This is a genomic window from Staphylococcus sp. 11262D007BW, assembly GCF_053547815.1.
Genome location: NZ_JBPWPJ010000001.1, coordinates 2,044,005 through 2,069,609, shown reverse-complemented (window position 1 = coordinate 2,069,609; position 25,605 = coordinate 2,044,005). Strand labels below are relative to the sequence as shown.

Genomic DNA, 25,605 nt, shown 5'->3' with positions numbered 1-25,605 from the left:
TGACATGAAGTGGTTAAAACAGTTTCAATCATTACACACGAAACTTGTCATCGTTTATGTGCTGCTCATTATTATTGGCATGCAAATCATTGGTTTGTATTTTACAAACAGCCTCGAAAAAGAAATGACAAATACGTTCAAAACGAACATTTCTCAAAATGCTAAACAAATTGAACTCGGTATCGAAAAAATTTATTTAGAAGATAATGATTCGGTTAATGCGACGAAAGATGTGCAAAATTTATTAAATGAATATGCCAATCGTAACGAAATGATAGAAATTCGTTTTATCGATGCAGATCAAATCATTTTAGCCACATCAAAACAATCCAATCGCCACCTTATTAATCAAAAAGCAAATGAAAGTTCAATTCAAAAAGCATTATCGCTTCAACAAGAAAATTCGGATACCGTACTAAAAGATTATGGTAATGGTAAACAACGTGTGTGGATTAAAAATATGCCAGTGTCAACGAATGAAGGGCTCATTGGGAATATTTATATTGAATCCGATATTAATCAAGTTTACGATCAATTAAATGATATTAACCAAATCTTCATCGTAGGTACAGCCATTTCTTTATTTATTACTGTTATTCTCGGTTTCTTCATCGCTCGAACAATTACCAAACCGATTACAGATATGCGTAATCAAACAGTAGAGATGTCAAAAGGGAACTATAATCAACGTGTTAAAATTTACGGTAATGACGAAATTGGTGAACTTGCGCTAGCATTCAACAATTTATCCAAACGTGTTCAAGAGGCGCAAGCGAATACAGAAAGTGAAAAACGTCGATTAGACTCTGTGATCACCCATATGAGTGATGGCGTTATAGCGACTGACCGACGTGGTCGAGTGCGTATTATTAACGACATGGCTTTAAAAATGCTAGGTCGAGCGAAAGAAGACGTTATCGGTCAACACATTTTTGAAATTGTCGATATGCATGAAGAATTTACGCTTGAAGAGCTCAACGAAAATAATGATAGCTTCTTACTCGATATTAATGAAGAAGAGGGCATCATTGCGCGTGTTAACTTTAGTACGATTGTACAAAATACAGGTTTTGTAACAGGGTATATTGCTGTGTTACATGACGTTACAGAACAACAACAAATCGAACGAGAACGTAGAGAATTCGTCGCAAATGTATCACATGAGTTACGGACGCCATTAACGTCTATGAATAGTTACATCGAAGCTCTGGAAGAAGGAGCTTGGCGTGATGAATCTATAGCACCACAATTTTTATCTGTCACACGAGAAGAGACAGAACGTATGATTCGCCTAGTTAATGATTTATTACATCTATCTAAAATGGATAATGAATCAGAACAAATTACGAAAGAGATTGTCGATTTTAATATGTTTATTCATAAAATCATTAATCGACATGAAATGGCTACAAAAGATACGACATTCGTACGTGATATTCCACAACAATCTATTTTCACAGAGATTGATCCTGATAAAATGACACAAGTGTTTGATAATGTCATTACGAATGCGATTAAGTACTCAAGAGGGGACAAACAAGTGGAGTTCCACGTGAAACAGAATACAGTGCATAACCGCATGACGATTCGTATTAAAGATAATGGGATTGGTATCCCAATTAATAAAGTCGACAAAATCTTTGATCGTTTCTTCCGTGTGGATAAAGCACGTACACGTAAAATGGGCGGTACAGGTCTAGGACTTGCGATTTCAAAAGAAATTGTGGAAGCGCATAATGGTCGTATTTGGGCAAATAGTGTAGAAGGCCAAGGCACGTCAGTCTACATTACATTGCCATGTGAAGTCATTGATGAAGGTGATTGGGATGAGGACTAAAGACATTATTAAATCCATCATTCTCGCGTGTCTCGTATTGTCGAGTATTATACTGACGGTGATGATATGGAATTTTTCGCCAGATTTAACGGATGCGGATAATACGCAGCAGAGTCGTTCTACTACGACCATCGGGACACAAAATAATCATCCTATTGACGAAACGATTACGCCACTGCAATTAGTTCATATTAGTGGTTCTGATGTAGAAGGATCTCCCGCGACAGATCAAGTACAACAATTACTCGAACTATTGAGGGATGATCGTATTCAAAAAGTGGAAGATATTCAAAATGAAGAAGCGGTATTACTGCAAGATATAAGTGACGATATCGTCGTTTTAGACTACCCTACAGACATCCCGCTGTCTGTTTATTTGAGTGATGCGTTTGATTTATCAGCTAAAGTGCCAGAACAATTTCAATTCGACCGCCTTGTATTGGATTTACATGATGGTAAGAATGTAAAAGTGTATGCGTTACAACATGATCGACAACGCGCGATTAAATTGACCACTTCTTTAACGGCTGATAAGGTTCAATCCTCACTCAAACAGATGGATAATCAAATGGAGGCATACTCAAATATCAGCACAGATCGTACCACAATTAATAAAGCAACCTTTATGTATGTCCAAAAAGAACCGAAAGAAATGCGCTCTTATCGTACGATTTTTAATCAAATTAACGTCGAAGATTTAAATGCTATTTTATTTGATAATACACCGATTGTTAGAACGGGTAATCGTGGTAATATGACTTATAACAATAATACCGGTGTGGTCAATTACGACAGTGAAAAGCAAACGTATGCTTATACAAACTTATCAGAAGATGATATGCGTACACGTGATATGACGGTAAGTATCCCAAGAACAATCGATTATATTAATAAACATGGTGGGTTTACGGATGATTTTCGTTTATTTGATGTAAATGATCAAAATGGGGAGATTACTTACCAAATGTTCCAAGATGGGCGCCCGATTTTTTATCCAAATCAACTGAATCAAATAAGAATGATTTGGGGAGAGCGTGGCATTTTTGAATATAGTCGCGGATTATTAAAAACAAATGTGTCTGTGGATAACGGTGAAAAACCAAAAGATATGGAAGATGCAGATACTGTACGCACTAAGTTAGCAAGTAATAGTGCCATCGATTTCTCAAGTGTAGAACAAATGATTGTTGGTTATCATATGGACACAGAATCCAGTCCGGAAAGTGCTGAAGATGTACAAAACAGTAGCCAGTTTATACCAACATGGTTTATAAAATATGACGGCAATTGGTATGAATATGATGACGGGGAGTTGAATGAAACATGAACTGGAAACGTGCAATTACGTTATTTATCATCGTCTTTCTCCTCGTCAACATTTGCTTAGTATTTGTATATATTGATAAAATAAATAAATCTAAAGTAGATGACGCTGAAAATGATAATGCGGTTAATTTTGAACAAGAAAATATCAAATTACCGAAAAATATTCCCACTACGGACGGCATCCAAATGCAACTCATTACAGCGCGCTCAAAATCCTTTGAAGAAGAGGCCAATGAGGAAGATGCGACACGTAACGAAAGTGGTCAAATTTTAACGAAAAACATTGAACAGTCCGTTAATGTTCGACAAGATCCTATTACGGAACTGAAACCTTATATTGATGATAATGTGTATAAAGGAACGTCTTATCAATATCATGAAACAGACGGTAACCAAATTCGTTATGAACAAACGTATAAAGGTTTTCCAATTATGAACAATAATCGCGCAGAGTTAAAGTTTGATATAGAAGATGATCAAGCTAAAAGCTATACACAGTCTGCAATGGAAGACATCCGACCGTCTAAAGGGGCGAATAACCAGCCAAAAGATGTCATTTCGGCACGTGATGCGATTGAAGCTTTATATTATAATCAATACTTACAGGCAAATGATGAAGTAACAAGTTTGCGTTTGGGTTATTACACAGTCGTTAAAGAAACGAACGTGCAAGTGCTCCAAGCAAACTGGGAAGTTAAAGTTAAAGATGGTGATGACACGAAAACGTATTACGTTGAAGCAGTGTCATCGAACCCACAAATTATAGAATCTTAGAAAGGGTGGTCTCTTGATACGAATGAGTGTACTCGCAAGTGGCAGTACTGGTAATGCAACCTATGTTGAAAACGAAAATGGTAGCTTACTCGTCGATGTTGGACTCACAGGTAAAAAGATGGAAACACTTTTCGATCAAATCGACCGAAAAATTTCAGATTTAAACGGTATCCTCGTCACACATGAACATATCGACCATATTAAAGGATTAGGTGTACTCGCTCGAAAATATAACCTTCCTATTTATGCGAACGAAAAGACATGGTCATGTATTGAGAAGAAGGATTCCAAAATTCCAATGGATCAGAAATTCATTTTCAATCCATATGAGACAAAATCAATCGCAGGCTTTGATATAGAGTCGTTTAATGTGTCACATGATGCGATAGATCCACAGTTTTATATCTTTCACAATGATTATAAAAAATTGACGATGATTACGGATACGGGTTATGTATCAGATCGTATGAAAGGTATGATTCATGGTAGCGATGCCTTTGTTTTTGAAAGCAATCACGATGTGGATATGTTACGTATGTGTCGTTATCCATGGAAAACAAAGCAACGTATTTTAAGCGATATGGGCCATGTGTCTAATGAAGATGCAGCTCATGCGATGGCAGACGTCATCACGGGTCATACGAAACGTATTTATTTATCACATTTATCTCAAGATAATAATATGAAAGAGCTCGCACGCATGAGTGTCGGCCAAGTATTACAAGAACATGATATCGATCCAGTGAATGAAGTGAAGCTGTGCGATACAGATAAAGCACAAGCAACACCCATTTATACATTATAAAAAGAAGTAGGATGAAGGTGCACATGCGCCTTTGTCCTATTTTTTTATTTCAACAGTAAAATATATACATAACTGACAATTCTGACGCCCGGTAATAATAGATTATGATAAAATGGGATGTATAAAAGTGCAAAATCGGCAAAAGTTATCCCCATTTATGTGCACAAAAATTAACGTTTGCTCACAATCCACATGTTAATAACGATATTACACACAGAGTTATCCACATATCAACAGACTTATTCACATATTTTTGTGTTAAACCGTGTATAAGTCATTATTTTGAAAATGTATATTCATAATAAATGGGGATATATCTGTGTATAAGTGAATAACTTGTGGATAAGTAGCAGTTTATACACACTATGGAGGTTTAAATGAAAATAACAGTCATTGCAGTCGGAAAATTAAAAGAGAAATACTGGAAACAAGCCATTGCAGAATATGAAAAACGTTTAGGTGCTTATACGAAAATAGACATTGTGGAAGTAGCAGACGAAAAAGCACCAGAAAATATGAGTGAGAAAGAAGTTGAACAAGTTAAGGCTAAAGAAGGCGAACGCATCCTCGCAAAAATCAAACCACAATCCACAGTCATTACTTTAGAAATACAAGGTAAAATGCTGTCTTCAGAAGGTTTGGCGAAAGAACTTGATCAACGTATGGTTCAAGGCACTAGTGATTTTACATTTATCATTGGTGGTTCAAATGGATTGCATGAAGACGTCCTAAAACGCAGCAATCTTGCGTTATCCTTCAGTAAGATGACGTTTCCACATCAAATGATGCGCGTGGTGTTATTAGAACAAATCTATCGTGCATTTAAAATTAATAGAGGAGAAGCGTATCACAAATAAAACTAAAAAATAGGTGTTGAACGATAATATTTATTATAAATTTTTTGAATATTCGAAGGAGTAACCAAATTGATTAAATTTAAAAAAGTAGTTCTATTTTTAAAACCATGGCTTTTTGCAGTTATATTTGTTGTTTTTATACTTTTTCAGGTAGCAGGATATACAGGTTTTAGTGAAGATTTTTTTGGATTATTTCATATTGGAATTGGACAATTAGGTTTACTTTTACGATACAGCTTGGCATTTTTATTGTCTGGTCTTGTTACCTTTATTTACTTGCACTATTATAAAAAATTGATGGGAAAAAATAAGAATGATTATATAAAGAAAGTGAAGTCTGTTGTTATATTTGTAACATTTTTTATAGGAGGATTTATTTTATATAAAGATATATACCTATCAGACATAATGCAAAATGCTTTTTTATGGCAAAAGTTTGAATATATGAGTTTATTAGCTTCTACATTTTTAATATATTGGTGTGAAAAATTAACTGATAAATAGTAGTATTATACAAAAGGAGTTTTGCTATAATGACAATAATAATTCACCCGCTACAACATATTGAATCTGCAAACATGAATGATTTGCATGATCAGCTCCCGTTTAATTATTCTGTATTAGAAAATTTATTCTTTGATTTTGATAAAACTGATTCATTTTTTGATTTAACAAAAAGTCAAGAAATTGAGTATTGGCAAAGTATGTTATTTAATCGCATGAATCTTCTAATTCGAAATTATACATACACGATGTTCTACTATAATCAAGGTATACCTGATGAAGTTTGGTATAAGTCACCTGGTTCAAAAGAACAATCAGTTGAATTTTTTCCTGATTTTAAAGAAGAAGACTACACTAAACAATTTAATTTTAATTATTTTTCTGAATATTATTTCTTACAAGGTTTTAGCATTTTTGAGTTACTGGGACATATTATAGTAAATATTTATGACATACAATTAAAAAAGAATAAAATAAGTTTTCATAAAGCAATAAATAAACTTAAAGAAAAAGATTTAATGAAATTTTATGCACTGGATAAAGTCCGTAATTCCAATGAATTTGAAAATGCAGCTAAGCATAGACATGACATTACTCATAACCAACATCCACAATATATATCTTCAGGTATAACTAACTATGAAAACGGTATGGTTACTGCTAGTATTGGTGATTTCACTACATCTCAAAAAGTTAAGGAAATAATGGATGGTATGCTAAAGTGTTTAGAACAGTCGATAGAAATTTTAAATGGAAAGTAAATATTAATTTTTCTTGTTTAAAGATAAATAATATTAGTAAGGCGTTTAATATAAACAAAGTAAAAGGAAAGATGAGATTATGACGAAAAATACTTTTAGAGAAAGAATTCAAAAAACATATACAAAAAAAGATCTTGAGAAAGCTTTAGGTCTTAAAAATAAAGCTCAATTACAGAAAAGAATTGATAAATTAGTTGATATTTATAAGGTTGATATGAAGAAATTCCAAAAAAATTCTGGCGAGAGCGAAAGAGCTGCATATAGTTTCAACGGTGTTGCTTTTGATATATTATGTGTCTTATTAAATAATATGACAGATGATAATATACCGAAAGCAATTACGGATGAAGATGTAAGGTTGAGAAAAGAAGCGATAGGGCATATTGATATTAACCAATATGCAAATTTTATTAAAAACATTAAGAAAGATATAGATAAAATTGAATTTAAACCATTAAGGTTACATATACATGCACAAAAAGCATATCAAGATGTAAAAAAGGTGTTTGATTCAGGCAGTAAAATAAACGATAAGTTACAATTAGCTTCTGAAGTAATGAGTCAATTACCAATAGATAAACAAGTGGAATTAAGTGATAAAATTGCTTTTGCTATACATGAAGTTGTATACTCAACATTTTCAGAAAGTAAATATAATGAACGAATTGATGAACATAATCAAACGAGTGAAAAGTCAAGTCAAAATGACTTTAGATATAATTATTTTGTAAATCAATTAATAGATAATGTAATAACAGAAGATATAGATGAAGAGAAAGCATTTATATATGATAGAAATGAACAATTAGATTGGTTATTAGTTAAGATACTAAATAAAGTTCAAAGAGCTGCGGATGGATGGGGAATGAGAAATGCTAAACCTCATCATAGAACACAAACATTTAGAGATATGGAGCATTATTTCCTTAGAGATGTATCGAAAATGATAGATAAAGAGCTTAACAAAAAGGAAAACTTAAATAAACAATCTAAAAAATATGACTTCGATAATAAGATAAAGGTCATTAATGACAATATTGAGTTTTTTAATGAGGATGAACAAATTAGAAAGCATTTACTAGAGTTACGTAAACGATTAGACTTTCATTCTGCAGCAGTATTAAATCAGAAAAATCATTCACACATAGGCAATGAAATGTTCCAATATTTTATGGATGATATGCAGCAAGTTGTAACATTGATAGACCGATACATTAATAAGACTGAACATTATAATGATATGAAAAATGGCTATATTAATGAATATAAATCATTTTATAATGCTTATAATAATGAAATTGAAGTGACTAAGACGCACGAAAATAACATCCCAATGGCAATGTTAATGAAGCAATTTAAGAATCAACTGTTAAAAAGAAGGAATAACCGAAAAAGCTCTAATTGAAGTTAAGTAGAAAATTAATAAATAATTGGTAAGCTCAATCCCTCATATAAAGGGATTGAGCTTATTTGCTTGGTGGGAATTTTTTTGAATTTTTTTGCCACTTCATCAACGACCTCTATTTAGTATTAAGATTGTCTTGTCAAAACGTTTTGAACAAATTTTAAGTTGAAAGTGAGCGCGCCACTTTCAACCATAAAGGAGAAGATTTACATGGAGACAAGAGACAAACTGATGTCGTTGACTCAGAGTAACAAAATACAGCAATGGTTAATGGACAAATCATCTAACCAAGATGACGTTCAACAATTACAACAACAATTCAGTCAGCAGTTAGATCAAAAATATAATGCACTTTTAGCTGGTGAACAAGCTAAATTAGACCAATACGTGGGAGTACATCAAGGGTTGGAAGCATTAAAGGAAGAGATTGAATCAGAACCTATTACGCTTAATATCGATAAATTACCGGATATCAAAGCAACAATGCTTGAAAGAGCCAAGAATGATGAACATTCTGATAAGATCGAAAAGCTATTTGAAAGGTTAGAACAGGCATTAAGTGGTACGAATCGATTATATACGCAATTATCGTTGATTGGTACACGAACACATCGAATTACAACTAAAAATTTTAATCTTCAAGGCTTACCTAAAGCAGTTCAACATACGATTTTACCTTCAAAATTTAAGAAGGTGTATACAATCGATTTCAACTCATTTGAACCTTCGGTTGTTGCGTACATGACTCAAGATTCAAAACTGATTGACTTTTTAAATCAGAAAGACGGACTGTATGACGCATTGCTAAGTGAATTAGGCTTATCAGATGAGCTACTAGTATTTGTTAAACGTGCATTTATTGGTTCGTTTCTATTTGGTGGCAACTTCAATAGTCCTAAATTCAAGCTGAATCAATATGTAAGTGAAGTGCAATGGTTGGATGCAGTCAGCAAATTTACAAAAGTCAATGAACTTAAGAAGCACCTCGAAAAGAGTAACTCCATGCCTATGCCGTATGGTATTGAGCATGATATGAGCGCATTTCAAGGTAGCAGTATCATGGCAATATACGTACAAACGGTAGCGAGTTATGTTTTCAAGCACATTTTGTTGGAAGTGTACAAAGCACAGTGCGAACAAAAAAAGTTCAAGATTATAGTACCGATACACGATGCGATTATGATTGAATGTGAAGATGAAGAAATTGCACAAAATGTGGGTCAGTTAATGAAAGATACGGCTAACCAGTTGTTCAATGGTGAATTTGCACATGTGACAGTGGAAGAAATAGGAGGCGTAGACCATGAATAATGATAGAGGACAAAGCCTACAAATTCCAAGTAGTACACCACTCAAAGAAAATAATATATATGTAGCTACGTTACATTCTGTGAGCCAAACAGATTTCTCAGGTGAAGTAAAACACCAATTCACGTATGAAATTGAAGTGAACAATCAGATTGTATACGTGAATCGTAATATTTCAACACATGCGACAGCTAAACAGGTGTCAATAAATGATTGGCTAAAGAATCATAGCAACTATAGCGTGGGTCATGACACGTATGAACCATACATTGATAGAATGAATTTAATCCATATTGGTCAATATAACGGTAATTATTATGTACACGATGTAGCACCATTAAATGAAACTGGAGGAATATTATAATGAGCAGTATATTCGAAATGTTAACAAAAATAATAAGTGAGGCTAAGGAGGCAATCGACCGTCAAGGTCTGATTGCTATCCTAACTATTCCTGTTAATAATGACAATGAAATAGAAGAAACGGCTCAAGGTGAAACCGTGTATAACGAACTTATCGATCAGTTACGACTTAATATCTCAAAAGATACGGACTATCGACCTAACATCTATAGCTATTTTGGTATTAAGAAGAATCCCAATGACACCGTACTCATGGAAATGATGATAAAGGTTTTTCATATCAAACGTTTTAATTCAGAATTGTTTGTTTTCAAAGATAACGGGTGGCAAAAGATAAATGGAGATGAATTACAAGACTTGATATCTAAAATGATACAAGTATTGCTTGTAGATTATAAGCCTTCACTAAGCACTCTAAGAAATGTCGTAGATGGGTTGCAAAAATCAACAGATGTAGAAGAACTTGTTGAGAATGAGCACTATATTGGTTGTGGTGAAAATATGTTCGATCTTAATACGTTTCAAGTCGTTAAAAATTCAATCGATATTTTCCCAAAAACACGATTGAATTTATCATTAAGTACAAATGATGTAATTACTGATAAGATACCGCCTTATTTTAACCAATATATGTTACAACTTGCGAATTATGACCATGATTTACAATATTTTCTTTTCCAACATACAGCAGTATTACTTACAGCTAATACTAAATACCGTAGGGGTCTCATATTATACGGTGGAGCTAAGAATGGTAAATCTGTATATATTGAACTAGTTAAATCATTTTTCTATAGTAAAGATATTGTGTCTAAGGCACTTAATGAGCTTGAAGGTCGCTTTGACAAAGAAAGTTTAATTGACAAAAGTCTAATGGCAAGTCATGAAATTGGAAAATCTAGGATTCAAGAAAAGACTGTAAATGACTTCAAAAAGTTATTATCTGTAGAATCAATGCATGTTGATCGTAAAGGAAAAACTCAAGTGGAGGTCACTTTGGATTTGAAACTTGTTTTTGGTACAAATGCGGTACTTTATTTTCCTGCTGAACATGCGAAAGCTTTGGAGCGTCGAATTAATGTTATTCCATGTGAATATTATGTTGAAAAAGCGGATACTTCACTAATTGATAAACTCATGAGTGAGAAGAAAGAAATCTTTCTTTACTTGATGTATGTGTATCAAAAAATTGTAGAAGCAGATATCGAATATCTTGAAAATAGTCGTGTCACTGAAATTACTCACGACTGGTTAAATTTTGGATATGAATTTGTTTCTAACAAATCAGTCAGTATTGCAAATCAGAAAGCATGTATTAATTTACTACGAAAACTTATAGCAATTAAACCAGGATCACGTATCAAAGTGTCTAAGCTAAATGAGGTTATTAGAGACGAAATTAAAGTAAGCTCTCAAGTTATTAATGATTTGGTACAAGCTAACTTTAATGTACAAAGTAGACTAAATAATGGTTATAAGTATTGGGTCGATTTAGGATGGAAAGAAACTGATAAAAAAGATGACATGATTTCATTCGATAAAAATGAGAATGTAACAGATGATGAGTTCTTATACGAAGATGATTTGAACATAGGTTGGGAGGACTTTGACGATGAATAATGAACAAATTGAAGCATTTGTAGAAGTGCTTGTACCTATTATAGAAGAACGTGTGAATAAAGGTAAGTAAGACTAATTATGTACTACAGGCAAGTGCCTGTAGTACTCATATTATTAAGTAGTAAAAGTGATAAAAATGAAACGAAGTTATAAATATATATTATCCATATGATGTTACAAGACCGATAGTCTGTAGCAATAATCTAATAAAAGGAGCGGTACGTTATGAGTAAGAAAATTGCACTGTATTCACGTGTAAGTACATCTGAGCAATCTGAACGTGGATATTCAATCCATGAACAAGAACAAGTGCTCATCAAAGAAGTTGTGAAAAATTTCCCGGGTTATGACTATGAGACATATACTGACTCAGGCATTTCAGGTAAAAATATTGAAGGTCGTCCGGCAATGAAACGTCTATTACAAGATGTTAAGGATAATAAAATTGAAATGGTATTAAGTTGGAAATTGAATCGTATTTCTCGCTCAATGAGAGACGTGTTTAATATTATTCATGAATTCAAAGAGCATGACGTAGGTTATAAATCAATTTCTGAGAATATTGATACATCCAATGCTTCTGGAGAAGTACTCGTTACAATGTTTGGGTTGATAGGGTCAATAGAACGTTCAACACTGATCAGTAATGTCAAAATGTCGATGAATGCTAAAGCACGTAGTGGAGAGGCTATTACAGGTAGAGTGCTCGGTTACAAGTTGAAACTCAATCCACTTACACAGAAAAATGATTTGGTTATCGATGAAAATGAAGCTAATATCGTACGTGAAATTTTCGATTTATACTTGAATCATAATAAAGGCCTCAAAGCCATTACATCAGTACTGAATCAAAAGGGGTATCGTACTATTAATCAAAAGCCATTTTCAGTTTGTGGTGTTAAATATATTTTGAATAATCCAGTCTATAAAGGTTATGTCAGATTCAATAACCATCAAAACTGGGCTGTACAGCGCAGAAGTGGCAAAAGTGATAAAAGTGATGTGATATTGGTCAAAGGTAAACATGAAGCCATTATAAGTGAAGAGGTATTTGACCAAGTTCATGAAAAATTAGCTTCTAAAAGTTTTAAACCGGGCAGACCTATTGGTGGAGATTTCTACCTTCGTGGGCTCATTAAATGTCCAGAGTGTGGCAATAATATGGTATGTCGTCGGACTTATTATAAAACGAAAAAGTCGAAAGAACGGACAATCAAACGCTATTACATTTGTTCATTATTCAACCGCTCAGGAAGTTCTGCCTGTCATAGTAATGCGATTAATGCTGAAGTCGTCGAACGCGTAATCAATGTTCATTTGAATCGTATTCTTTCACAACCTGATGTTATTAAGCAGATTGCATCAAATGTGATAGAAGAACTGAAACAAAAGCATAGTAACCAAACAGAAATTAAATATGACATTGATAGTTTAGAAAAACAAAAAGCTAAGCTTAAAACACAACAAGAACGATTGTTAGAATTGTTCTTAGATGATCAAATGGATAGCGAAATGTTAAAAGCAAAACAAAGTCAGATAAATGAACAACTAGAGATGTTAGATAAGCAAATTAAAGAAACGCAACAAGCTAGGGAATCACATGCTGAAGTACCTGATTTTGATAAACTTAAAAGCCGTTTAACCATGATGATTAGCCGATTTAGTATCTACTTGAGAGAAGCTACACCAGAAGCAAAAAATCAACTTATGAAGATGTTGATTGACTCTATTGAAATTACGACAGATAAACAAGTAAAACTTGTAAGGTATAAAATTGACGAAAGTCTTATCCCTCAATCTTTGAAAAAAGATTGGGGGTCTTTTTTTATGCCCAAATTCCAATTCGAGATAGACGGTCGAAAGAATTATTTCATCGACCAAATCACCACTTTTACCACTTAGTTATTAGTGAAAAAAGTGAGAGAAATGAAATAAAAATCAAATATATATTATCTAAATGATGTATCACATGACTACATCAAACCAATACATTAGGAGGTCATAATTATGACACTGGAACAACAACTCAAGCACTATATAACCAACTTATTCAAGCTGCCAAAGGAAGAAAAGTGGGAATGTGAATCCATCGAGGAAGTCGCTGATGATATTCTACCTGATCAATACGTAAGACTTGGCCCACTCAGTAATAAAATACTTCAAACCTATACCTACTACTCTGATACACTTCATGAAAGTAATATCTACCCGTTCATCCTCTACCATCAGAAACAACTCATAGCCATTGGTTATATCGATGAAAATCACGATATGGATTTCTTATACCTACACAACACTATCATGCCCCTTTTGGATCAACGATACTTACTAACAGGAGGACAATAATATGCATAAATACATCAAAATCACACAACTAGTCATTACAGTTCTAAGTGAAATAATAACTTGGATGAAAGAATCAGAAAGAAGGGAAAACGCTTATGAATAGATATATTACACGTGGTATTGCCAATAACTTATCCCCCACCTTACAACATCAAATATGGGACCTCGTCCTACAAAAAGATACCAACCAATCGAACGAACAAGAACCCTTGGACTATTTTCATATCTTTCAGTTTATTATGCATCAACAAAAGCTTTTTATAAGACATACTCAAGAAAATCCCGAATACTTTCAATATACAAAAGCAAATGACAATCATCAGGTAAACATTAGTAAAGTCTACGTCATCCGAGAGGACGATGTAGACTTTTCTTATTATGTAATGTTACTACCCGAAGAATACTAAGGAGATAAAATCAATGGAAAATATCACAAATACACTTGTCACCACTGCAATATTTGACGAAAAGAGAACTCACCGCTACTTACTAACAAAGACATGGAACGATAGTAAGAAGACTGCTACAGTCATCACAATGTATCCAAACTACGATGGTATTATAAACATCGATCTCACTACACAACTCATTATCAATCAACTATCACAACAAGATATTGGTACGGTACACTTTGTTAATCTTTATTCAAATATTACTACTCCTAAAAACCTAAAACACTTAAAAGAGGCTTATGATAAACACAGCGACATTCATATTATGAAAGCTGCTTCTGATAGCGATATCGTAATACTTGCTTGGGGTTCATATGCCAAAAAGCCGAATGTTCAAGCAAGGGTCGGGCAAGTATTTGAATTGCTTAAAGAGCATAAGAAGAAGGTTAAGAAACTTATTAATCCTGAAACAAATGAAATCATGCATCCACTCAATCCTAAAGCACGTCAAAAATGGACATTGAAATAAAAGGAGGATTATCTATGAACCATGATACTACACAATCAGACTGGCGAACAGTTACTAATTGTTTAGCATCACATGATTACGTTTCAATAGTAAAAGGACTAGTACATCATTTCGCAGCAATTGAAGATGAAGAAATATTGGATAATATCTATGATGATTTTATGAATGACGATTTAAATCAACTCGTCCAAAGATATATCGATAAAATGTCATAGTTAGGAATGATTATTCACTAATAAAAACACAGATAAAGACATATTTTGGCAACTTCACATTTCAAAAAAACACCTCTTTTTTAAAAGGCCTCTAAAATAAAGAGAACTCAACCTCAAATAAAACTTTTAAATAATTAACGCTTTCTATAGAGAGTGACATATTTCGACAAACCTATTGTATAAAATGTAATTCAAAGGGGGTGTCATATTGGATCGTGCTTTTCGTATACTTACGATTTACCATCGTTTGTTACAAAATAAAAAAGTGAATAAGAAGTCATTAGCATTAATGTTAAACACGAGTACACGAACGATTCAAAGAGATATCGATGATATAAGAAATTTCTTATATGAATCAGAACACTGGCTGGATACTCAATATGAAGTGAAATATGATTATGATTTTGAAAGTTACACGATAAATCATGATAAAAATGAAAATCTGTATTATATGTATGATATTTTGACAAAATTATACGTCACCATGCCCACTATTAGCTATCCATTCTACCGATATTTAAAGGAGCTCATCAATAAACACCATTCAAACCATCAAAATGAATTATATCAGTATCTTGATAAATTTATAGTTGATAGCGATATACCTTCGGTAAGTAATCTAGCTATAACTACACAGGCAATTAATACAAAAAATTATTTATTGAAAGATAACGAAAACATACTCCCTATTACATTAAACTATAACAACTATGGCTTTTATTTAACCTACTTGATGGAAGGGCATTTACTAAGAACAAATGTTGGTCATTTAAACATTCAAACCTCAAATAAATCCTTTAAAGAAGAAGATATTACTGATGAACGTACGCAAGTTACGTTAGAAATGACTAAAGACATTTGGAAAGATATTCATTTATATTATGAAAACTATATTATTGAGAAGTACTTCAAAAATTTAATAGTAGTTACAATTGAAGATATGTTGCCTTATGAAGCGATCCAACTTTGTTTTAATTATCGGTCTCAAGTTCGTATTATATCTCCACTAGATTTAAGAGAAATAGTGATTGATGAACTGCTACTTCTTCAATCAATATATCTAAAGCAACGTATTCAAAAATAAACAATGATGAAGGGAATAAAAATTATGAATAAAATTATAAAAACTATTGGCAAGGGAATCGGAAAAGGAATAGGAGGCGCTGCATATGTAACACTGACTACCGTTGGTGCGGCAGTTAGTGCAATTTGGGAAACAACAGGAGATAGAGGTATGATGAGAGATATGTTGGAAGATAGTTCTGATCAAGAATTAATAGAATTGTATGAAAAACACAAAGACGATGGAGTTTATGACATCTATGTTGCGACTAAATCCTTATTAGAAGAAAGAAAGTATACTTACAATAACGAAACTAACAAGTGGGAAAAATAATGAGGGGTATAATAAATGGAATTTACTTATTATAAAAATAAAGATTTAAATGCTTTTGAAAATGACTTAAAAGATCTCTCTTTGAATAATAACTATAACTTTAGTAAAGAAGTAGAAGTGCTTGATGAAAATGATATTCTTAAAAATGCCAATAAAACTAAACCTGGATTGCTAAAAAGATTTAATGGTCAAGCAAAAATTATATCTTATTACCTTACAAGTCATAAAGGTAACTATTTAGTCATCATTGAAGAAACAAGTTACCAAGATTATATAGGACTGACCATTATATTTAACAAAAACACATTTAAACTAAGTAATAAGGGATTAATGGGAGTATTAGTAGGTTTGTCTGCGATGAGGGGTGGAAGTCTGTTGCTAAGCCTTCTAGGAATTGAGTTTATGAATTTTAAATATAAACGTTTTATGGCTATTAAAGGTCCTTTAGGGAAAGAGCTAGAAGAAACTATAAAAATGACTTTAGGAGGGCCAGTTATCATAAAGGTGTAACCACCAAAGGACGTTTACTCTTAACTACAATAACTAATAACTTAAGTATAGTTTACTATTATTTAGATTGATTTTTTAACAATAGTGGAATGGTTGAATCACTTATAAATTAAACACACTAAAAAATAATATAAAGGGGTTAAATAAAATTGGAACAAAAAAATGATGAAAGTAAAGCCTTACAAGTTATCGAACAAGCAGTAAAATTACCATTTGTTAAAGTAAAACGAAAGGAATTTTTACTAAAAGCGTTTTCGGATTATAACATTGATATGAATGAATTAATTGAAAACGGACCAGTAAAACTTGTATCAAAAAAAGATTTGGATAAAGTAGCTAATAGAGCTATCAACGATGCATTAATTAAATCTACAAGCGCCTCATTTATGACTGGTTTACCTGGAGGCATTGCTTTAGCTGCAACTATACCTGCAGATATGGTACAGTTTTATGGTTTTGCATTAAAACTAGCGCAAGAACTGTCTTATATTTATGGGCTTGATGATTTGTTTAACGATAGTGGTGAGCTTAGTGAGGAATCTAAAAATATGTTAATTATTTATTTAGGGGTAATGCTAGGTGTAACTGCTGCTGGTTCTACTGTTAGATTATTATCGAAACAAGCTTCTACTCAAGCTCTCAAATCCATTCCTGGAAAAGCATTGACTAAGACAGTATACTACCCGATTTTAAAAAAGGTTCTAAAGACATTTGGTATTAAACTAACAAAGGATACCTTTGCCAAAGGTGTTTCTAAGGCAATTCCAATTGTAGGTGGCGTTGTATCTGGAGGCATGAATTTTGCTTCTCTTAAACCGATGGGTAAAAAATTAAAAAATGAATTGAGCAATTCTATCAACTATTCTACTAAGGAACAAGCTAGGGATATTAAAATTATTGAAGGTGAAGGCGTTGTAATAGATCAACAATTATAATAATTAACATTTAATATTTAATATCTATTTCGAAAGTCTATATCATTCAAAAAATAATGTAGGTCCTTTTTATATAAAATCATAGCATCCCTCACTTTGCGGTGAAGGATGCTATGGTTAATTTATTTTTATTGTTGGCTAGCCATTAGTTCTGCTTGTTCTACAACTTGTTCTACAGCCATTTTTTGAAGATCAGGTGGGTACCCATATTTCTTTAATAGTCGTCTTACTTGGACTCTCATTTTAGCCTTTGCACTCTCACGTTTTGACCAGTCTACACTCATATTATTCTTGACCGTTTTTGTTAATTCATGTGCAATAGCCCTTAATTCTTTATCACCCATGGCTTCTTTTGCAGTTTCATGAGAGGCTAATGCATCATAAAAAGCAATTTCCTCCGTGCTTAGACCTAAGTCTTTTCCTCTTTGTTTTTCTTGATTTATTTCTTTCGCCATTTGAATCAATTCTTCTATGACTTTTGAAGCTTCAATAGAACGGTTATTGTATTTTTGTATTGATTTACTTAGCATCTCAGAAAATCTCTTAGACACTGTAGCATTTGTTTTCATTAATGACTTAACTTGTCCTTTAAGTAATTTGTTTAACAACTCAACTGCAACATTTTTTTGCTGTAGTCCTTCTACATCTTTTAAGAAATCATCTGACAATATTGAGATATCTGGGTTTTCAATTCCGAGTGTCTGATATACATCTACAACTTCTTCAGTCACCACTGATTTTGAAATTAATTGATTTATTTCTGCTTCTATTTCTGCAGGAGTCTTTTTACGCTCACTTCCATTACTAGGTGGTGCTAATAATTTAACAAGTCCAGATTTTACTGCTTTTAAAAATGCAATTTCACTGTTCAGTTCTTGAGCAGCTTCCTCTGTTGCACATAATGCAAATGCCTTAGAAAGCTCTGTCACAGTTTTTATAAATCGCTCTCTTTCTTTCTCACCTAAACCAATGATATAGTCCATCGTATTTGAGATAGCATTATATCGATTTAATTGATCTTCTGACTCAAAATCAGAATAGTCGTGATTATACAGCATATCTTGAATGATATCGTATTTCATTAACATAACTTCAAGTGCTTTTTCTGTATCTATACCTGTTTGTTCTCTATCAGAGTCCGTATATTCTTTTAGCGCTTCCTTCAAACTTTCAGCAATACCTACATAGTCAACAATTAAGCCGCCTGGTTTATCTTTAAATACTCTATTAACACGTGCAATAGCTTGCATTAAATTGTGACCTTTCATCGGTTTATCTATGTACATTGTATGCATTGAAGGTACATCAAATCCTGTTAACCACATGTCTCGTACAATTACGAGTTGCAATTCATCATTAACATCTTTCATGCGATTCTCTAGAAGGTTTCTTCTCTTTTTCGGACCTATATGTTTTTGGAAGTTTTGAGGATCGCTTGATGAACCTGTCATAACCACTTTGATAACACCTTTGTCATCATCGTCTGAATGCCATTCTGGTTTTAGCCTTACAATTTCATCATATAAATCGACTGCAATACGACGACTCATTGTGACAATCATACCTTTACCTTTCATTGCCTTCTGCCTTGTTTCAAAGTGATTAATAATGTCAGTTGCTAAAGCATGTATACGTTGCTCTGCACCAGATAGTGCTTCTATACGTGACCATTTAGATTTCAATCGAGATTTAGTATCTTCTTCTTGGCCAGAGGTAATGACATTATATGCTTCATCAATATCTAAATCGCTTGGTAAATTTAATGGGATAATACGACTTTCATAATAAATTTTAACCGTACTTCCATCTTCAACAGCCTGAGTCATATCATATACATCAATATAATTACCAAATACCATTTGTGTATTTTTATCTGTTGAAGATACAGGTGTTCCAGTAAAGCCAACAAATGAAGCGTTAGGTAAAGCATCTCTTAAATATTTTGCATAACCATATTTAATACCTTCACCTTTTTCATCGTAAGTTGCTTTGAAACCATATTGTGTGCGGTGTGCTTCGTCTGCCATAACAACTACATTTTTACGGTCTGTTAAAGCATCCATTGTCGCTTGTCCTTCTTCAGGTTCGAATTTCTGCATAGTTGTAAATACGATACCACCTGATTCTACTGATAATAGTTCTTTTAATTCTTTTCGTGATTCAGCTTGTTTAGGTGTCTGTCTTAATAATCCTTTACCTGAGCGTCCTTTGGACTTAACAAAAGTACCATACAATTGATTGTCTAAGTCATTACGGTCTGTTACGACCACTAATGTTGGATTATTTAATTTTTGAATTAACTTTCCTGAGAAGAAGACCATTGTCAAACTCTTACCAGAACCTTGTGTGTGCCAAATAACGCCACCCTTGCCGTCTCCATGTTCAGATGTTGCTTCCATAGCACGATCAACAGCTTTATTCACTGCATAGTATTGATGGTATGCAGCTAATATTTTAACTATATGTCCTTTACCGTCATCTTGGAACAAAACAAAATGACGAATTAAATCTAATAGTACTTCCTTATTTAGCATACCATGAATCAATATATCTAAACTGCGAAACGTTGATGAATCTTCAGTTTTTCCATCTTTAGTACGCCAAGTCATAAAACGATCATAATCAGCAGTTAAAGAACCAGCTTTTGTATTAACACCATCACTCGTCACTAATACTGCATTATGATTAAATAATTGTGGAATTCTCATTTTATAAGTTTCTAACTGATGATACCCGTCTTCAATACCAACAGATTCATTTGTAGAATTTTTCAGTTCAATGACCACTACTGGTAATCCATTTATGAATAACACAATATCAGGTCGCTTTTTATAATCTCCGTTTACAACAGTTAACTGATTAACCGCTAAAAAATCATTATTTCCTGGGTTATCAAAGTCGAATACATATACCAAATCATTAATCGTCTCACCGTCATTATTATAGTGTTCAACCTCAATACCATTTGTAATCATTTCATGGAAAGAACGGTTATTCTCTAATAAACTAGGAGACTTCTCAATAGAAATTTCACGTATAGCCTGTTCAATAGCACTATTATTGAGTTCAGGATTAATACGTCTTAAAGCTGCTTCCAAACGATCATCAAGCACAACATCTTTGTCGCTCTCCCGTTCATTAATAATCCCATTTTCACCACTATCTCGACCATTCTTAACAGAATAACCAAGACCCTCAAACCACTTCAATGCAACCTGTTCTAAATCATCTTCACTAAATTGAAAGCTCATCTTCATTCACCTCGATGTCATCAGGTATCTCAATTTCACCTGACATTAATTTAGGTAGTAATGTGTCACGGAGTTGGGTTAAATATTTATTTTCATCATGAACTTCGCGAATTTTTTTATAATAAGTGTTTATATACTGATCAAACTTTCCATATATAAGTTTACTACCTACTACTATTTTAATGCTATTTAAATTTTTTTTGCTTATCTTAGGCTGAACAGCACCAGTAATATAAGGTTGAATATCAATGTTATTTAATATTAGCATTAACACTTCATCTGATAAATTTTTCCCTTTCAAAATATGAGCATGATTACTAACCCAAAATTGTCCCCAAACATACTGCACAAAAGGATGACCTTCTTCTGTTTGAACAGTACCATCTTCACCAACAAGTATGAATTTACCATCAAATAAATAGTCATCTACATAATCAATTATTTTAGTCGCACCATAATAAGGATAAATTGATGCAACTTTTTCTCGTTCTAACTTTGATAATGGTTTCCTTTTAGTATTATAACTTTCAGATATATCATTTAAAGTTTGTATACTCCAATCCTTAGGTATCACACCTAATTCACTCTCAACCATGTCTCCACCGCTTGATTTGTATGGATTTCCATTTTCATCTGGGAATTCAAAATCAACAAACCAACGTTTGAATAGTGTTTGTGAAAGTTCTTCAAGATTTTCAATTATTTGCTTATTGTTATCTATTTTTTTATCAATATCTACTAATAACTTTATTTGTTTTAATTGTTTGAATGTGTCATGAATACTTATTTCTATATTATTCAAATGATTTCTATTTAAAGTTGGAACACTACTACCTGTTGAAAAATTTTTTAGATTCATATTTTTAAGAAAATAATAAACATACTCGGGACTATTACCTTTAAAATCTTTAACATAAAGAGTAGTGTTCAGTGGCCAAAAATCTGCACTTTCATAATGAACAGCTCCTATTAAACCACTTCGACCAGTTATAACACCTGGTCCTTTTACTTTTGCAATATTATGATTACCACTCTTACCTGATGAACTAATTATTGGTATACATCCTTTATTTCTATCATTTGAAGGTAAATCATATCCTCTTTTCAATTCAATAAAATCTGCAAATTTCAATTTAACCTTTTTAAACTCCATAACCTAATCCCTCCAATGATTTTCGGATTTGGTCTTCGAGTTCTTTTGATTTCGCAAATTGTTCACTTAAATCTGCTGTGATTCTTTCCATTTTTTGTTCGAATGGCTCTGAATCTTCTTCTACTTCTGCTAATCCTACATAACGTCCTGGTGTTAAGATATATTCGTTATCTTTTATTTCTTCTGTCTTTGCTACTTTACAGAAACCTGCTTTATCTTCATATTTATTATGGCTTGTACCACGCCATGAGTGATAGACATTTGCTATATCTTTTATTTCATCATCTGAGAATTCTTTTAATGTTCTTGATACCATACTTCCAATATTTCTAGCGTCTATAAATAGTACTTCTCCACGTCGTTCATTCTTACCGTTTTTAGCTTTATTTTTTGTCACGAACCACAAACATACTGGAATTTGAGTTGAATAGAATAGTTGGCCTGGTAATGTAACTATACATTCAACTAAGTCTTGTTCAATTAAGTTTTTACGTATTTCTAATTCATCTTTACCACTTGTAGACATTGAACCATTCGCTAAAACAAATCCTGCTGTACCACTTGGGGCAAGTTTAGAAATCATATGTTCAATCCATGCATAGTTGGCATTGCCTTTAGGTGGAATACCAAATTTCCAGCGGTAATCATCTAATAATTTTTCTTGTCCCCAATCACTTGCATTGAATGGTGGATTAGCCAATATAAAATCAGCTTTCAAATCTTTATGTAAATCATTATGAAATGTGTCTGCATGATGATCACCTAAATCATTATCTATACCTCGAATAGCCAAATTCATTTTCGCTAATTTCCAAGTAGTTGGATTAGATTCTTGACCATAAACAGCAATATCATCTATACGGCCTTGATGTCGTTCGATAAAATGTTCACTTTGTACAAACATTCCGCCCGACCCACAACAAGGGTCATAAATTCTACCTTGATAAGGTTCAATCATTTCAACAAGTAATTTAACTATTGAAGCAGGTGTGTAGAATTCCCCAGCATTTTTACCCTCAGCGCTCGCAAATTTTGCGATAAAGTATTCATAAACACGACCTAAAACATCTTGTTTTTTACTTTCAGAATCCCCAACTTTGAATGTAAATAGATCAATAATATCGCCTAATTTTTCTTTATCTAATGCAGGTCTTGCGTAATCTTTAGGTAACACGCCTTTTAAAGACTCATTTTCTCTTTCAATTGCTATCATCGCTTTGTCAATAATTTGACCGATTTCTGGTTTCTTTGAATTATCGTTAATATATTGCCAACGTGCTTCTTTAGGAACCCAGAAAATATTCTCTGCTAAATACTCATCTTTATCTTCTTCGTCTGCATATTCATCATTTTTCAATTCTTCATACTTTTCTTCAAAAGAATCAGACACATATTTCAAAAATATAATACCTAACGCTACATTCTTGTATTCTGCAGCATCCATACTCCCACGTAATTTATCTGCAGCTTGCCATAACTTTTCTTCAAATCCTATAGTTGCCATTTATATTCCACCTCTATATTATCCTTTATACAAATATAGCAAATATTAAGTCTTTATGTGACTTTTCTTGTGATTTTCTTTGTGAAAAATATTGTTTGTTGTATTATTTAAGTAATATTAAGTAGCTAATTATAAAAGTATAGATTATTATGTAGTTAAACTGAGTACGAATGGGGGAGCAAATTTGTTATTTACTGAAGAACAGTTAAAATTATATTCTAAACCATTGTCAGAATCTGAAAAAGAAAAGTGTGAAAATGCAATAAGAATTATCCAAGAATCTCTGGAATCATTAGGGTATGAAACAAAAATGGGTATACGTAGAAACAATGAAGATACGCTATCATATCAAATTAAAATGACTAATCCATCGAAAGATTATGAACTAAGTATATTTGTGAAAGGTTCGTATGCAACAAATACCAATGTAAGACAAAATAGTGACGTTGATATTGCAGTGGTAAAAGAAAGTGAGTTTTTTGATAAATATAGGGAAGGTAAAACTAGAGAAAATTATAAATTTGTTTCTAGTAATAATCCTCCGTATCATTTTAAAGATGAAGTAGAAGAAGCTTTGATTGAAAGATTTGGAAGAAGTGAGGTAAGAAGAGGTAATAAAGCAATTAGAATCAATGGCAATACTTACCGTAAAGAAACAGATTGTGTACCTTGTTTTAGATATAGAGATTATAGTAATGATTATATGGATGATCCAAATAATTTCATTGAAGGAATCACAATTTATTCAGATAAAGGTGAACGAATTATAAATTATCCGGAACAGCATATAAATAATAGTGTTATAAAAAATAACAATACAAATTATAAATATAAAAAGATGGTTAGAATAATAAAGGAAATAAGATATCAATTAATAGATAGTAAAAATGGAAACGCGAAACAAACTTCTTCATTTGGAGTTGAAGGTTTGTTTTGGAACATACCGGATTACAAATATAGCAATGATGAAAAGTTAGGTGATACATTTAATACATTAATTGCATTTTTAATAGATAATATAGATAAATTAAGTGAATTTAAAGAACCTAATGACATTCTATGTTTATGCGATTCTCAAGAAAAAAATAATGTTTATAAAAATTTTATTCTAGATGTAAAGAATTATTTTGAATATAGTGGTGAGGAAAAATATGAATGACAAAATAAATCATTTGATTAAAATAACAGGATGGTTTACAGGAATCTTTTTCTTGTTACTAATTATAGTATCATGTACGGTATGGCAAATAGGATGGATACATATCATAAGTTATGCTGTAACAATATCAGCATTTATTACTATAGGGTATGAAAGGTTTATGTGGAAGTGGAAATTGTTTCGTATATTTAATAAGCAGGCTGATATATCAGGAGATTATGAGGCAACACTCAGATATTTTTATGAAGAAGGTGGAATTAAAAAGGTAAGTGTGGAAATAAAACAAACTTTTTTAACAGTAAATATTGAATTAAGAAGCGATGAAATTACTAGTAATAGTATTACAGCAGATATTATTGAAGAACATGGTAAAAATATATTGTACTATACTTATATAACAAATCCAAAAGCCGAATTCGAAAAGAAAAATCCTATTAATCGAGGAACAACAAGATTAATAGTTGGAGAAAATGAATTGACTGGAAAGTATTGGACTGGAGCCGAAACCACAGGTGATCTAAGACTCAAAAAACTAAAATAAAGTATTGATACCAAAATAAATTCAATTTTATTTTGGTATTTTTAGCAATATCACTAATAAGGAGAAGCATATCATAAATGATGCGGTTTTTTTAGCCGCTTCGTAAAGGGATTT

The 25,605-nt window shown here is 32.5% G+C and carries 25 protein-coding genes; 22 read left to right on the top strand and 3 right to left on the bottom strand.

What is annotated here, in order from left to right; genetic code table 11:
• The first annotated feature begins 4 nt into the window (after nt 1-4).
• From walK to ACEE93_RS09985, 20 genes are all read left to right on the top strand, one after another.
• The gene (gene walK, locus ACEE93_RS10080) at nt 5-1,837 is read left to right on the top strand and encodes a cell wall metabolism sensor histidine kinase WalK (protein ID WP_449154462.1); all 1,833 of its coding nucleotides are present in this window, start codon (nt 5-7) and stop codon (nt 1,835-1,837) included.
• A complete protein-coding gene (locus ACEE93_RS10075) occupies nt 1,812-3,164 on the top strand; it encodes a YycH family regulatory protein (protein ID WP_449156550.1) in 1,353 nt (450 codons plus the stop codon). Before walK ends, ACEE93_RS10075 begins: the two co-directional genes overlap by 26 nt.
• The gene (locus tag ACEE93_RS10070) at nt 3,161-3,937 is read left to right on the top strand and encodes a two-component system regulatory protein YycI (RefSeq protein ID WP_449154460.1); all 777 of its coding nucleotides are present in this window, start codon (nt 3,161-3,163) and stop codon (nt 3,935-3,937) included. Before ACEE93_RS10075 ends, ACEE93_RS10070 begins: the two co-directional genes overlap by 4 nt.
• 22 nt (nt 3,938-3,959) lie before the next feature.
• Nucleotides 3,960-4,742: an MBL fold metallo-hydrolase gene (locus tag ACEE93_RS10065; protein WP_449154599.1), complete on the top strand. Its 783-nt coding sequence runs from the start codon at nt 3,960-3,962 to the stop codon at nt 4,740-4,742.
• 377 nt (nt 4,743-5,119) lie between these two features.
• On the top strand, nt 5,120-5,599 hold the full coding sequence (gene rlmH / locus ACEE93_RS10060) for a 23S rRNA (pseudouridine(1915)-N(3))-methyltransferase RlmH (protein ID WP_449154459.1): 480 nt from the start codon (nt 5,120-5,122) through the stop codon (nt 5,597-5,599).
• A gap of 69 nt (nt 5,600-5,668) precedes the next feature.
• Nucleotides 5,669-6,103, top strand: coding sequence for a hypothetical protein (locus ACEE93_RS10055; protein ID WP_449156549.1), 435 nt, complete (start codon nt 5,669-5,671; stop codon nt 6,101-6,103).
• Nucleotides 6,104-6,132: 29 nt separating this feature from the next.
• Nucleotides 6,133-6,864 (top strand): Cthe_2314 family HEPN domain-containing protein, encoded by a 732-nt coding sequence (locus ACEE93_RS10050; RefSeq protein ID WP_449156548.1) that lies wholly within the window; start codon nt 6,133-6,135, stop codon nt 6,862-6,864.
• Nucleotides 6,865-6,943: 79 nt separating this feature from the next.
• Entirely contained in the window at nt 6,944-8,269 is a 1,326-nt protein-coding gene (locus ACEE93_RS10045; protein ID WP_449156547.1) for a DUF6038 family protein, read from the top strand.
• Nucleotides 8,270-8,479: 210 nt separating this feature from the next.
• On the top strand, nt 8,480-9,580 hold the full coding sequence (locus tag ACEE93_RS10040; protein ID WP_449156546.1) for a hypothetical protein: 1,101 nt from the start codon (nt 8,480-8,482) through the stop codon (nt 9,578-9,580).
• On the top strand, nt 9,573-9,941 hold the full coding sequence (locus ACEE93_RS10035; protein WP_449156545.1) for a hypothetical protein: 369 nt from the start codon (nt 9,573-9,575) through the stop codon (nt 9,939-9,941). The genes ACEE93_RS10040 and ACEE93_RS10035 overlap by 8 nt, the downstream gene beginning before the upstream one ends.
• Complete coding sequence (locus tag ACEE93_RS10030) at nt 9,941-11,560, top strand: DUF5906 domain-containing protein (protein ID WP_449156544.1); 1,620 nt, start codon at nt 9,941-9,943, stop codon at nt 11,558-11,560. Before ACEE93_RS10035 ends, ACEE93_RS10030 begins: the two co-directional genes overlap by 1 nt.
• A 225-nt stretch (nt 11,561-11,785) precedes the next feature.
• On the top strand, nt 11,786-13,462 hold the full coding sequence (gene ccrC / locus ACEE93_RS10025) for a cassette chromosome recombinase CcrC (RefSeq protein WP_449156543.1): 1,677 nt from the start codon (nt 11,786-11,788) through the stop codon (nt 13,460-13,462).
• A 105-nt stretch (nt 13,463-13,567) separates the two neighbouring features.
• A complete protein-coding gene (locus ACEE93_RS10020; RefSeq protein ID WP_037576898.1) occupies nt 13,568-13,906 on the top strand; it encodes an SAUGI family uracil-DNA glycosylase inhibitor in 339 nt (112 codons plus the stop codon).
• A gap of 95 nt (nt 13,907-14,001) precedes the next feature.
• Entirely contained in the window at nt 14,002-14,313 is a 312-nt protein-coding gene (locus tag ACEE93_RS10015) for a DUF960 family protein (RefSeq protein WP_105966009.1), read from the top strand.
• A gap of 13 nt (nt 14,314-14,326) precedes the next feature.
• Nucleotides 14,327-14,827 (top strand): DUF1643 domain-containing protein, encoded by a 501-nt coding sequence (locus tag ACEE93_RS10010; protein ID WP_449156542.1) that lies wholly within the window; start codon nt 14,327-14,329, stop codon nt 14,825-14,827.
• A gap of 14 nt (nt 14,828-14,841) precedes the next feature.
• Nucleotides 14,842-15,042 (top strand): hypothetical protein, encoded by a 201-nt coding sequence (locus ACEE93_RS10005; protein WP_107639744.1) that lies wholly within the window; start codon nt 14,842-14,844, stop codon nt 15,040-15,042.
• A 208-nt stretch (nt 15,043-15,250) separates the two neighbouring features.
• Nucleotides 15,251-16,126, top strand: a complete 876-nt coding sequence (locus ACEE93_RS10000; protein ID WP_105966006.1) for a helix-turn-helix transcriptional regulator — start codon at nt 15,251-15,253, stop codon at nt 16,124-16,126.
• Between the two features lie 24 nt (nt 16,127-16,150).
• Nucleotides 16,151-16,438 (top strand): hypothetical protein, encoded by a 288-nt coding sequence (locus ACEE93_RS09995; protein ID WP_105966005.1) that lies wholly within the window; start codon nt 16,151-16,153, stop codon nt 16,436-16,438.
• Nucleotides 16,439-16,453: 15 nt separating this feature from the next.
• Nucleotides 16,454-16,948: a hypothetical protein gene (locus tag ACEE93_RS09990; protein ID WP_449156541.1), complete on the top strand. Its 495-nt coding sequence runs from the start codon at nt 16,454-16,456 to the stop codon at nt 16,946-16,948.
• Between the two features lie 149 nt (nt 16,949-17,097).
• Entirely contained in the window at nt 17,098-17,883 is a 786-nt protein-coding gene (locus ACEE93_RS09985) for an EcsC family protein (RefSeq protein ID WP_316053039.1), read from the top strand.
• A gap of 128 nt (nt 17,884-18,011) precedes the next feature.
• Here ACEE93_RS09985 and ACEE93_RS09980 read toward each other — a convergent pair whose 3' ends face one another.
• The 3 genes from ACEE93_RS09980 to ACEE93_RS09970 are packed head-to-tail and all read right to left on the bottom strand — an operon-like array spanning nt 18,012 to nt 23,791.
• Complete coding sequence (locus ACEE93_RS09980; RefSeq protein WP_449156540.1) at nt 18,012-21,134, bottom strand: type I restriction endonuclease subunit R; 3,123 nt, start codon at nt 21,132-21,134, stop codon at nt 18,012-18,014.
• Nucleotides 21,118-22,287 carry a restriction endonuclease subunit S gene (locus ACEE93_RS09975; protein WP_449156539.1) on the bottom strand — a complete coding sequence of 390 codons (1,170 nt, stop codon included), beginning with the start codon at nt 22,285-22,287 and terminating at the stop codon, nt 21,118-21,120. The genes ACEE93_RS09980 and ACEE93_RS09975 overlap by 17 nt, the downstream gene beginning before the upstream one ends.
• On the bottom strand, nt 22,277-23,791 hold the full coding sequence (locus ACEE93_RS09970) for a class I SAM-dependent DNA methyltransferase (protein WP_449156538.1): 1,515 nt from the start codon (nt 23,789-23,791) through the stop codon (nt 22,277-22,279). The genes ACEE93_RS09975 and ACEE93_RS09970 overlap by 11 nt, the downstream gene beginning before the upstream one ends.
• Nucleotides 23,792-23,975: 184 nt before the next feature.
• Between ACEE93_RS09970 and ACEE93_RS09965 the strand changes: the two genes are divergently transcribed.
• Nucleotides 23,976-24,950, top strand: a complete 975-nt coding sequence (locus ACEE93_RS09965) for a nucleotidyltransferase domain-containing protein (RefSeq protein WP_449156537.1) — start codon at nt 23,976-23,978, stop codon at nt 24,948-24,950.
• On the top strand, nt 24,943-25,491 hold the full coding sequence (locus ACEE93_RS09960; protein ID WP_449156536.1) for a Cap15 family cyclic dinucleotide receptor domain-containing protein: 549 nt from the start codon (nt 24,943-24,945) through the stop codon (nt 25,489-25,491). The genes ACEE93_RS09965 and ACEE93_RS09960 overlap by 8 nt, the downstream gene beginning before the upstream one ends.
• Nucleotides 25,492-25,605: the final 114 nt, after the last annotated feature.